The organism is Chryseobacterium sp. JM1 (genome assembly GCF_000737715.1).
In the GTDB taxonomy this organism is placed as follows: domain Bacteria; phylum Bacteroidota; class Bacteroidia; order Flavobacteriales; family Weeksellaceae; genus Chryseobacterium.
On the sequence record NZ_JPRN01000005.1, the window covers coordinates 237,853 to 250,666 of the forward strand.

Below are 12,814 nucleotides of genomic sequence, written 5' to 3' on the forward strand. Positions count from 1 at the left end.
CTGACGAAGAACGTGTAAGTTGCTTAGCTTTAACATTTTATTTTATTAAAAATGGATTTATTAAAGTACGTACAAGATCAGTACATTACTAAAAAAGATTTCCCTGAATTCAAAGCAGGAGACACAATTACTGTGTATTACGAAATTAAAGAAGGACAAAAAACAAGAACTCAGTTCTTCAAAGGTACCGTTATCCAATTAAGAGGTACTGGCGCTACAAAAACTTTCACTATCAGAAAAATGAGTGGTGATGTAGGTGTAGAAAGAGTATTCCCTATCAACATGCCTGCGCTTCAGAAAATTGAAGTTGACAGAAGAGGTAGAGTTAGAAGATCTAGAATTTATTACTTCAGAGACCTTAGAGGTAAAAAAGCTAGAATCAAGGATGCTGCTTACAAGAAAAAGTAATTCAGACAACAATACATACAAAAAGAGACTATCTGTTTATCAGGTAGTCTCTTTTTATTTTGGTATAATTGCGGAGCTTTGAAATCTGATAGGACTTCATCCTATCTTGGGTTAAATCGGCACGTTGTGGCTGGTTTTTCTTAGCAGTTTTTAACTTATGATTTCTTAGATTTTAACATATGATTGGGCCGAATCTGATAGGACCGCGTTCTATCTTGGGCTAAATCGCCACGTTGTGGCTAGCTTTCCTCAGCAGTTTTTAACTTAAGATTTCTTAGATTTTAACATATAATGGGGCAGAATCTGATAGGACTGCATCCTATCTTCAGGTAAATCGCCATGTTGTGGCTGGTTTTTCTCAGCAGTTTTAACTTATGATTTCTTAGATTTTAACATACGATGGGGCAGAATTCGATAGGACTACATCCTATTTTCGGCTAAATCGCCACGTTGTGGCTGGTTTTTCTCAGCAGTTTTTAACCTATGCTTTTCAAGATAAGAAAGTATAGCTTAAAAAACTATTAGATTGTCTCTTAACTATTCTTTTCAAGAACCTTAATCTCAGCCTTAGTCTTAGCCTTTACCTCATTTAATAAACTCATACAAAGCATTCAAAAACCTAGGATATACTTCTATATGCGGAAGATGTCCTACATTTTCAAGTTCAACTAATTTTGATCCTGTAATTTCCCGCTGTGTCTTTTTTCCTAATTCCTGATACTGTCCCATTTTAGGCTGTAATTCTTTAGGCGCCCTGTCTTTCCCTATTGCTGTTCTGTCCCTCGTTCCGATAATAAGCAGTGTCGGTGTTTTTATATTTTTGAATTCATAACAGACCGGTTGGTTGTAGATCATATCTGTAGTAAGCGCAGCATCCCATGCTACCTGTGGATAATCTTTATGCAGTGTCCAGCCCGCAATAAGATCCAGCCATGGCTGATATTCTTTTTTCCATTGATTATCATAATAAAATTTCATCTGATAATTTTTGTAAGTCTCGGCGGTATTTTTCAGTTCAGACTGGTACGCCTGGTCTATGGTCTGATAAGACGCAAAAGTTTTATAATCTTCCAGTCCGATTGGGTTTTCCAGAATCAGTTTCTGAACTTTTTCCGGATAGAGAAGGGTAAATCTTGTGGCAACCATTCCACCCATGGAATGTCCCAAAATGATTGCTTTATCGATCTGAAGTTTGTCCAAAATAGCTTTTGTATTTTCTGCTAATTGTGAAAAAGAAAACTGATAGTTGTGAGGTTTAGAAGACTTTCCAAATCCGATCTGATCACGAATAATTACTCTGAAGCCTTTTTCTGAAAGATCTTTTGCTGTTTTTTGCCAGTACGCTCCGTTGAAATTCTTTCCATGGAGAAGCATGATAATTTTTCCATTCGGCTTTTGGGGCTGTACATCCATATAAGCCATTTTGAGGTCATTATTCTGAGATTTGAGATCTAAATAGTGAACTTCATACGGATACTGATAATCAGACAACATAGCATCAAGCGGTTTTGTCTGTGAAAATAAGAAGGTGGGCACCGCAGATAACATGATGACAGCCATTGCTTTTTGGAAATAAGTCATGAACGTTTTGTTTTAGCTATTAAAATTAAAAAAAACCGATCCAAAAGGAACGGTTTTTAACATTATTTAATTGATTATTTTTTAAGCTACTTCAACTGCTTTTAATTCTTTTTTTGCAGGAAGGTTCATCAGGACAATCGCAAAAAGGATCAGAATAATCCCGCCCCACTGAACCAGCAAGACTTTTTCTCCCAATAAAACGAAGGCCATCGTCACTGATACCGGAAGTTCAAGTGATGAAACAATACTTCCCAGACCAAGCCCCGCATTCGGGAAACCTACATTGAATAAAATAGGTGGCACAATGGTTCCGAACAAAGCCAGAACAAATCCGTACGTCCAGAAAATGGAATAATTGAAAGAGTGAATATGCTCTGTATTGTCTGTAAAATTAAGGTATAATGATTTTAATCCATCAAAATACATCGGCCCTATCTGGGCAAAAAACAGGAATCCAAATATCACAATCGCCCCACCGGAAAGCATGATGATACTTTTCCTGAATACCGGAAGATGCGTAGCCAGTGTATTGGAGGTAAACATGGTCATGGTATACGATGCTGCAGCCATTAAGCCCCAGAAAACCCCATGCCAGTCAAGTTCAATATCCATATTGATCAGGTTTGTGGCTAAGATAGTTCCTACCAATACAATAATCACGGAAACCACTTTTCTTGCGTTAGGTAGTTTCTTTGCGATAATACTTTCTACTACAACACTGAACCAAACCGACTGCATGAGCAACACAATCGCTATGGAAACATTGATATACTGAACCGCAATATAATAGAACAGACTGGTACAGCCTAAAGATGTTCCGGCGATCATCAGCATTCTTACTTCTTTAGCACTTGGTGACGAAAGTTTCTGTTTGGACGTTATCGTCTGCATAAAATTCAGGAACAGAAGCCCAACCAACCCCATCACAAACTGAGCAGTAGTCACTTCAGAAGTGGTAAAGCCATCATGATAAGCCATTTTCACAAATGTCGCCAGCATTCCGTATATACTGGCCCCGATCCCTACGAATAAAACTCCCTTGAGTATATTTTTCTTCTTCATAATTTTTTTTACAGCCTGCAAAGTTACAACATAATAATTGAAATACCCTGAGACGTCATTATGATAGATAAATAAAATCGCCGCAAGCAAGCTTGCGGCGATTCTCAAAAAATTGATTTATGGAGTCATTATTTCTTAACGATTACTTTTGATGAAGCTTCAAAGCCAAGACCCTGTACTTTCACCATATAGGTTCCGTTGATCAGGCCATTCGTAGAAACTGCTTTTCTGGCAACCGGTGAAATCTTATCTTCTGAAGAAACCAGTTTTCCAGACATATCATAGATCTCAAGGCTTACTTTTCCTATTGTACTGCTTGGGAAATTGATATAGAATTCATCTTTAGCAGGGTTCGGATAGATAGAGATGGTATTTTTAGCCGCTTTTACTTCTTCTGTTGACAATGCTGAACATCCTTCCGGAAGGGCAAAGCTTTCTGTCTGGTCATTAATATTGGTTAAAGATCCGGCTGTAGCCAGTGATCCCAAACCTCTTTTAGCAAAAACTCTCCAGATCATACATTTGTCCACACCTCCTGTTGTTGCCAATTCAGCCTGAAGGATTGCATTTCTTCCGTCGATAAATGTTGGATTACATGCCTGAAGTTTCAATGCGTCTGTCACCAACTGTAGTACTCTGGCGCTTCCGCTGGTAGCATTAGCCGTTACATCAGATGCATATCCGTATTTCTCAACGTATTTCCAGTTAAGGTCCCAAAGCATGGTTGCCCAGACAAATCCGATAGAATGAACATCCGGAACAGTAGCTGTTCCGTTGTTGTATTCCATTCCGTTTGTTCTTCCGTAGGTGTAATTGTTTACAGCGAAATCCGGCGAATACTTAGCTGGTCTTATTCCAGAACCTGTTGTAAGCTGCCCGTTTGGATATGTCCCGATTCCTCTGGCTACGGTAGCGTTGTCTCCCGGTCTGTTGGTTAACATTAATGCAAAGAAATCTGACCATCCTTCACCCATCTGCTCTTTATCAGCATTTGAATTTAGACAGTTATATCCAGTTCCTGTCATTCTGTTGGAAATTCCGTGACCGTATTCATGGGCAACGATTCCGTTATCGAAACTACCGTCGTATTTTGTATCTGCTCTTACATCAACATTTACGGTGGTAGGGAGAGCTAATTTCCCTTTGATATATTCACCTTCAGCGTTCGTAATTAATATAGAAGGTATAGTAACAGTGGGATCGGCACCGCCCATATTTCCTAACGTAGCCCCATTGGTAGCATTGTTATAAATAATAGCACCAATAGCACCTGCATTTTGTGCATTTTTTACTTTTACCGTAAAACCGCACGTTCCACCTCTCTCAACAAGACCTATTTTTCCAGCTAATTCTCCGGCAGTTAATGCTGTACAGCCATCAATAACACTGGCAAGCTTAACATCTCCTGTAATCCCAATATCATTTACTGCAGGTCCAAACTGAGCAACTCCTGCATTCACCACACGGCCCACTGCATCAGATGGTGCTTTGTAGAATAATTTACGGTTTGAAACCAACCACAGATACATTTGCATCACCGGATTGTAATTATCCATATAAGCAGCAAAATTGGCATTATTGAAGCCTCCTCCGTCTTGCGACTGTGCAAAAACCTCATCATCATCCAGACCACCATTATTAAAATTATTGCTCTGGAAGTTTCTTGCAGATTCAGTAAACCCGAATTTGTAGAAAATATCATGCATCATATTACTGATGTAAAATAAGTTGGTTGTTGCTGCTGATAAATTAAGATAGGTAAAAGCATTCGGGTCATAAGAAAAATTGAAATTTCTTGCGGCTCCTCCGTCCGGAGATACCCCGAAAGTCTGTTCATTGCCATCTTTATCATCATAAGCGTACACATTATTCCCTCTTGTGGTGGTGTAGTGAGTCGTTGCATTGGAATGCCATCCTTCCGGTGAGGAAGCAAGAATCCATGGGTTATTTACGATAGCTCTGGATCCGAATGTGGGAGCTTCTATAGGCAACGGGAAAATATTGTAGGAAGCATTATCCGGTGCTAAAGTAACCAGGTTATTGGTATTGAAGCGGTAGGCACTTTCAACCTGTGGTAACGATGCCATTGTATTTTCGTCGTGGGAATAGGCTCCATCATGGAAATTACATGAGAGGTTTAAATTCAGTTTGCTTAGAATTTTCCCTGAATTGGCATCAACAAGAATATTCCAGTGATTTGTAGTTTTGGGCTCATGTAAGATGTATTCATACGCAAGTCTGAGATTTTGGCTATCATCTGTAGTGTATACCAGTCTCTGCTTCGCTGCAATGTGTTTATTAGCTCCTTTTTCGAAGAGTTCCATGATGGGCAGCTCCGAGACATTCTCAGCTCCTAAATCAGCAGCTATTCTCTGCAGTGCAGCTTCTTTTGTAATGGTTGCATCAGCAGAAGTAGATCCCTTATAATCTTTCAGAAAGTTATCTGAATAATAAACAACTTTATTATCTTTAACTAACACCGTTCCTGCAGAACCATAAACCGGTATCCCGTTGTAGGTTTGCTGGAACTTTACAACATTTCCGTTCATTGATTTTGATGCATCAATATTGTCAATGACGAAGTTGGTAAGATCGTTCTTTTTATATTCTCTGATCTTATTTTGAGAAATATAATCCTTAACTAGCTTCTCGTTATCTTGTGAAAATAAAGCAGAAGGAATTACTGCGAATACAGCAAATAAAAGAGGTAGAGTTATCTTTTTCATTTTTACTAATAAAGGCGCTAATTTACAAATAATTCACAATTAATGTTATTTTTTAATAAATTATTTAAAAAAATAAAATGTTTTAAGAAAAATAATCTCACCACTGGGATTTTTATTAATTCTACAATTAAGTGATAGCAAGCTATACAAAAAAAGCTGTCCCGAAAGACAGCTTAATTTTTTTATTTTTTGATTATTTTATCTGAATAGATTTCGTTCTTATCATTGATCATATTAACTATATACACTCCTTCTTTTCTGGAACTTATATCGATGTCTATTTCTTTTTCATTACGCAATACTTTATTATATACTGTATTTCCACTCAAATCTCTGATTTCCAATCTTCCTGATTCAAGTTTGTTTTTCAGGATCACCTTAAACAATCCGTTAGTAGGATTGGGTGTCAGTTTGAAGATCTTTTCTCCTGCCAATGGCTTCGCAGCTCTCGGCACATGGCAATCCAAGTTGATATCATAATCAAAATATGGATAGTTATTCCAGCTGTACGCAATCTTATATGCCCCATTTTGAAGATACACCATACTCAATCTGAACTTCTGCTCTCCTGTTGCTCCATTACTTACCGGATAATTAAAATCCGACGGCTGAAAATAGTAATTGAAGAAATTACCGGCCCCAAAGGAAGGATTAAATGTTATCGGATATACACTTCCGTCCTGTAAACCTATTAGCTCCAGTCTTAAATTTACCAAAGTAGCTCCTGCAGGAAGGTTGTAATACCCACCTATACCAGATGTACTTTCTATACATTCTCCCGGTTCATATCTGAAATTGACAGTCGCTAAGTTACCCGGGTCACAAATATTGGCAGCCAGTTCTTTCCAGTAATCTACTTCCGTATGTCCTATAGAAAAGCCATTCGGTCTGTTATAGTACAGTCTTGGCAAAACACCATTATCAGGATCTGCAATATTGGTTTCCAATGGTCCACTATATAAGCCTCCTGCACTGGAAATAGATGCTGCAGCCTTTAATGCCTGAGGATCTGTATTGGCATGAATCATGGTAAACTGTGCCTGATGGCCCACTTTAAACTTCACCACAATCTCAAATGCCAAAGGATTATTTAAGCCTGTATTATTATAATTGACAAGATATGAATCGTGAGGGGTTCCTGAATTCCTTTCTGCATCAGTAAACACGACAATTTTCAGAGGCTGCCCAAGATTTAAAGTATTCTGACTGCTTACAATATCCGGGCTAAAAGCTCCGTTGAAAGCAGTTCCAATCAGATCCAGGGATTCATTAAAATAATCCCCAAAATCCAGACGTCTTTTAAAGTTTTGTGCGGTGAAACCATCATTGGTAAAATCACTTTCAATGTAAATCAGGGCTTTATTCGCTCCGGCCGGATTTCCGTATATTCCTGCTCCGTATTGTACAACCGCTACTCTGTTTCTGGGATTGCAGGCTAAAAGTTGCTCTATCAGTTTAACCGCGCCGCGTTTCATGTGAGCGTAGCTATCATTAGTCGTAGATCCTCCATTATCGAGCATAATAATATAATCTGAGGATTGCTGGGCATTAAAATTACTCCATGACATGATAAATGCCACGAGGAAAAATAAGAATGTTTTTTTCATGGTTATTATTTAAATTTAGTTGGCTAAAAATAATATTTTTTCTCTATTTGATGAAATAATTTAATAATAATAATCAAGTAAATTAAAATAATTCACAATAAAAACCATACAGAAAGTAAAAATAGTAACAAATAAAGAAAAATTCAACCATCATAAAATCAGGATCTTACGTCATAAATCCTGATTTCTCATAGAAACAAAAAAAAGCCGCTCTTACGAGCGGCTTCATATGATCAAATGGGTTAAAGATTATTTACCTTCTTCCATTTTTCTTTTCAATTCTGCTAATGCATCGATATCTCCAAGAGTTGATCTTTCTTCGTTGTTTGAAGAAGAAGATACGTTTCTAGAAGAAGAGTCTTTCATATTTTTCTTCTCTTCGTCTCTGAAGATTCCAGTATGAGAAACTACTACTCTTTTGAACTCTTTGTTGAATTCGATTACTTTGAACTGAGCATCTTCACCTTTCTTGATTTTAGATCCATCTTCTTTCTCTAATAATCTTGATGGGCAGAAAGCTTCTACTTCTACGTCTTCGAACTGTACAGAAGCTCCTTTATCGTGAACTTCTACAGCTTTACCAGCGTGGATAGTACCTTCAGCATATTTCGTTTCGAATTTATCCCAAGGGTTTTCAGTTAACTGCTTGTGACCTAGAGATAGTCTTCTAGCCTGGATGTCTAATTCAAGAACGATAACGTTTAATTTATCACCTACTGCACAGAACTCAGATGGGTGCTTGATTTTCTTAGTCCAAGAAAGATCAGAGATGTAGATTAATCCGTCGATACCTTCTTCTAACTCTACGAATACACCAAAGTTAGTGAAGTTTCTTACAGTTCCTACATGCTGAGATCCTACCGGATACTTAGCTTCGATATTTTCCCATGGATCTTTAGATAACTGCTTGATACCAAGAGAAATTTTTCTTTCTTCTCTGTCTAGTGTTAATACTTCAGCTTCTACTTCATCACCTACCTTCACGAAGTCTCCTGCAGATCTTAAGTGAGTAGACCAAGACATTTCAGAAACGTGGATTAATCCTTCTACACCTGGAGCGATTTCTACGAATGCACCATAGTCAGCAAGAACTACTACTTTTCCTTTTACTTTGTCTCCAACTTTCATGTCAGCAGAAAGAGCATCCCAAGGATGAGCTTCTAATTGCTTCATACCTAACTGGATTCTTGTTTTCTCATCATCGAAATCAAGGATAACAACTTTCACAGTCTGTCCGTCCTCAAGGATTTCAGATGGGTGGTTCACTCTAGACCAAGAAAGGTCTGTAATGTGGATCAATCCATCTACACCTCCTAAGTCAATGAATACACCGTAAGAAGTAATATTCTTAACAGTACCTTCAAGAACCTGACCTTTTTCAAGCTGAGCGATGATTTCTTTTTTCTGACCTTCGATATCTGCTTCGATCAATGCTTTGTGAGATACTACTACGTTTTTGAACTCAGGGTTGATTTTCACAACTTTGAACTCCATAGTTTTACCTACGAACTGATCGTAATCTTTGATTGGCTTAACATCAATCTGAGAACCTGGTAAGAATGCTTCGATTCCGTGTACGTCAACGATCATACCTCCTTTAGTTCTAGACTTAACAAAACCGTTAACGATTTCTCCAGTTTCGTGAAGTTCGTTTACTCTATCCCAAGCTTTAAGCGTTCTAGCTTTTCTGTGAGATAACTGTAATTGTCCAGTTTTGTCTTCTCTTCTGTCTACCATTACTTCCACATCATCACCTACTTTTAGGCCTGGGTTGTAACGGAATTCGTTAAGAGAAATAACACCTTCAGATTTGAAATCGATATCAACGATAGCTTCTTTATCCGTTAATCTTACAACTTTACCAGTGATAACGTCGTTATCGTTCAAGCTGCTAAGAGATCCGTTATAGATTTCTTCTAAATCGCTTTTTTCTTTTCTCGCATCTGCATCAAGACCTGATTCGAATGAATCCCAATCAAATTGTTCTGGTGCTACGTTTTGGTTTAATAAAACCTCTGCTGAATTTGTCTCTTTTGACATTTTCTAATAAAATTTGTATTCCTTCTTTTTTAATGGTCTGAATAAATGTGGATCTAAAAAATATGGAAGTAATTAATTTTTAATATTTTACCTTTTCAAACCTTTCACACAAAAGTGGGTGCAAAGATATGAATTTTATTTTATATTAACAATGGATTTTATGTGTGATTCGGGTTTCGTGTATGAGTGTTATAGTGTTGTAGTGTTGTAGTGTTGTAGTGTTGTAGTGTTGTAGTGTTGTAGTGTTGTAGTGTTGAAAATACAAATCTCCTTCTTAATCTCTCTCAACCTTCGTCTCAGCCTCAGCCTAAAAATATATTTTCAAAAAAACTTTAACAAAACCATCTTTTTGCAATCAAAACACCAACATTCCTAAAAACTAACCAATGTATAAACATTTCATTTTCATTTTTATCACCCTGATCTCGTCCGGTATAAGCACGGTAAAAGCCTGTACCATATTTTCATGCTCAAGAGGTGGAGAGACATTCGCTGCGGCCAATGAAGATGATATGACTCCTTTCACAAGAATCTGGTATAATCCTGCTACTAAAGACCGCTACGGATCCGTCAGCTTCGGAGCTCCGGATATGCAGACCGCCTCTGCGATGAATGAATACGGCCTGTTCTATGATTTTGCAGCCGCCAATTACGACCTGAGCAAGCTGAATCTGAAAAATCCTTACCAGGGAGACCTAATGTGGGAAATTTTAGGAAAATGCAAAACCGTAAAAGAAGCCATGGTGTATTTAAAAAAATACGACTACGCCATCTCTGCCAAAGTTCTACTGGCGGATAAAGAAGGAAATTCTGTTGTGATCACTCCCGGAAAAATCATAGAAAAGACCGGTGATTTCCAGGTGAATTCCAACTGTAATATGATCAATGGAAAACTGTCATGCAGAAGACCGGACATCGCCAATGAAATGCTTGCCGCTTCCAAGGAAAACAATATCGGGTTTCTGAAAACCATTTTAGACAAGACCCATCAGGAAGGGGAATTGAACACCCTATATTCTACCATCTGCGATCTTAAAAAAGGAATTATCTACGTATATCTTTTTCACGATTATAATACCGTTTATAAGATTGATTTAAAATCTGAACTCAAAAAAGGCTACCGTATAGAAAACCTGGCAGATCATTTTCCTTCATCATTTGCTTATGAACATTTCTCTAAAAACCATTCGTTATACCTTAAAGAATCTATTTTTCAGGAAATACAGGATAAAGGCGCAGACATCACCATTGACCATTATATTGCAGAAAGCCAAAAACAGGATCCGAAAAATAAAAATCTTGATCCAGCCCTGCTTGAAGTAGCTTTACAGCTGGTTAAATATTCATGGAACGAGCACAATAGCGGCGCCATGTGGGATTACTGGTTCAGCAAACCTGATGGATATGACATCAAGCCTTACAAAGATGCCCGTCTTACCTCCGCTGAAAAACTTCTAAAATACCTTTCTACTAAAGAAGAGAAAGATCTCAAGCTCCGCAATTTCATGTACGAAATATCAGGTTTCATCAATTTCACACAGGGAAACAAAGTTGCTGCTAAAGGTTTTTACGAAAAAGCTATTGCCAATACCGCTGAAGTTTATCCTGTTACTTTATTGAGAGGGAAAGAGATGTTGAGTAGGTTGAAGTAAATGGCAGGGATTAGGTGGCAGGGATTAGGGATTAGGGACTGTGCCGAAGGTTGAAAATGATGGTCCTTTGATTTTAGTCAAGAGCTAAGAAAAAAGATGCCAGATGCCAGATAATAGATATCAAGCACGATTATCCACCGATTTAATTACTACGAACCAGCAACTGACAACCAGCAACCAGCAACTAAAAAAACCAGCCACTCACAAACTTCTTTCAAGCTCATTTACTCTACCCACTCTCGAACCCTCCCACCCTAAAATGTTCAAACCCATATCTCGTATCCCGAAACTCAAAAACTCTCCCACCCTAAAACCCTCAAACTCCCCCACTCCAAACTTGCTCCTTAAATTTACTACCTTTGCAAAATGGAATTAGAATCAATTTATCAAAAACTGCAGATTCAGGACATGAATCAGATGCAGAAATCTACATATAAGACTACTGAAAACAATACGGATGTTGTTTTGCTCTCTCCTACAGGTTCAGGGAAAACGCTGGCATTTTTATTTCCGGTTCTTCGTAACCTTAAAAAAGATGTTCAGGGAATTCAGGCTTTGATCCTGGTTCCGGCAAGAGAACTGGCATTGCAGATTGAGCAGGTTTTCAAATCAATGGGAACCGATTTTAAAGTATCGGTATGTTATGGAGGTCATGATAAGAAAATTGAGGTCAATAATTTAATTGAAGCGCCTGCAGTTTTAATCGGAACTCCGGGAAGAGTGACGTACCATTTAAGAAATAACAATTTTGATCCTAAAACGATTAAAACTTTGGTTTTGGATGAGTTTGACAAGGCTCTGGAGCTGGGCTTTCATGAGGATATGGAATATATTTCAGGTTCACTGAGAGGGCTTTCGCAAAGAATTTTAACCTCAGCAACAACAATGGATGAAATTCCGCAATTTACAGGTTTAAAAAATGAAAAGATCATTGATTTTCTAAAATTAAGCGAAGTAAAGCCTGATATTCAGCTGAGAAAAGTAATGACTATTTCTGAAGAGAAACTGGATACGTTATTTAATTTAATCTGTAAAATCGGAAATAAAAGAACATTAATTTTCTGTAATCACCGTGAGGCTGTAGACCGTATTTCTGATCTTCTGGCTGAAAAAGGAATCGACAGGGAAACTTTCCATGGCGGTATGGAACAGGACGAGAGAGAGCGTGCTCTTCTGAAATTCAGAAACGATTCTGCAAGGATCTTAATTACCACAGATCTGGCTTCCCGCGGACTGGATGTTCCTGAAGTGGAATCTATTGTTCACTATCAGCTTCCTCCGAAAGAAGATGCTTTCATCCACAGAAACGGACGTACTGCCAGAATGAATGCAAAAGGTTTTGCATACCTGATCATGACTGAAGATGAAAACTTCCCGTTCATTAAAAGCAATACCCCTGAAGAAAGTGTAAAAGATTTCAATAAGGTTCCCGAGAAAACACCTTTCCAGACGATTTACATCAGTGCCGGAAAAAAAGATAAGGTGAATAAAGTGGATATTGTAGGCTATCTTATCAAGAAAGGAGAACTGCAGAAGGAAGATATTGGCATCATTGAAGTGAAGGATACTACTTCTTATGTAGCCGTTTCCAGAAATAAAGTAAGCTTTGTTTTAAAGAAATTAAGTGCTGAAAAACTGAAGGGTAAGAAAGTAAAAATGGAGGTTGCCTATTAAGAAAATCTACCCGTAAAAATAAAAAGAGAGTCCGGTAATGTACCGGGCTCTCTTCGTTGTTATA

General features: G+C 37.9%; 8 protein-coding genes. 3 read left to right on the plus strand and 5 right to left on the minus strand.

Annotation, left to right across the window (positions count from 1 at the left end; translation table 11 throughout):
• The first annotated feature begins 51 nt into the window (after positions 1-51).
• Complete coding sequence (rplS, locus tag IW22_RS10855) at positions 52-408, plus strand: 50S ribosomal protein L19 (protein ID WP_034704964.1); 357 nt, start codon at positions 52-54, stop codon at positions 406-408.
• Between the two features lie 585 nt (positions 409-993).
• On the opposite strand, the gene IW22_RS10860 is transcribed toward rplS, so the two are convergent.
• The 5 genes from IW22_RS10860 to rpsA form a co-directional block, all read right to left on the minus strand.
• Entirely contained in the window at positions 994-1,989 is a 996-nt protein-coding gene (locus tag IW22_RS10860; RefSeq protein ID WP_081873935.1) for an alpha/beta fold hydrolase, read from the minus strand.
• An 81-nt stretch (positions 1,990-2,070) separates the two neighbouring features.
• Complete coding sequence (locus tag IW22_RS10865; RefSeq protein WP_034726799.1) at positions 2,071-3,051, minus strand: EamA family transporter; 981 nt, start codon at positions 3,049-3,051, stop codon at positions 2,071-2,073.
• Between the two features lie 128 nt (positions 3,052-3,179).
• On the minus strand, positions 3,180-5,777 hold the full coding sequence (locus tag IW22_RS10870; protein WP_051891192.1) for a T9SS-dependent M36 family metallopeptidase: 2,598 nt from the start codon (positions 5,775-5,777) through the stop codon (positions 3,180-3,182).
• Between the two features lie 182 nt (positions 5,778-5,959).
• A complete protein-coding gene (locus IW22_RS10875; RefSeq protein ID WP_034726428.1) occupies positions 5,960-7,384 on the minus strand; it encodes a T9SS type A sorting domain-containing protein in 1,425 nt (474 codons plus the stop codon).
• Positions 7,385-7,633: 249 nt separating this feature from the next.
• The gene (rpsA, locus tag IW22_RS10880; protein ID WP_034726429.1) at positions 7,634-9,424 is read right to left on the minus strand and encodes a 30S ribosomal protein S1; all 1,791 of its coding nucleotides are present in this window, start codon (positions 9,422-9,424) and stop codon (positions 7,634-7,636) included.
• A 386-nt stretch (positions 9,425-9,810) separates the two neighbouring features.
• Between rpsA and IW22_RS10885 the strand changes: the two genes are divergently transcribed.
• Positions 9,811-11,076: a hypothetical protein gene (locus tag IW22_RS10885; RefSeq protein ID WP_034726431.1), complete on the plus strand. Its 1,266-nt coding sequence runs from the start codon at positions 9,811-9,813 to the stop codon at positions 11,074-11,076.
• A 366-nt stretch (positions 11,077-11,442) separates the two neighbouring features.
• Positions 11,443-12,750 carry a DEAD/DEAH box helicase gene (locus tag IW22_RS10890; protein WP_034726434.1) on the plus strand — a complete coding sequence of 436 codons (1,308 nt, stop codon included), beginning with the start codon at positions 11,443-11,445 and terminating at the stop codon, positions 12,748-12,750.
• Positions 12,751-12,814 lie beyond the last annotated feature (64 nt).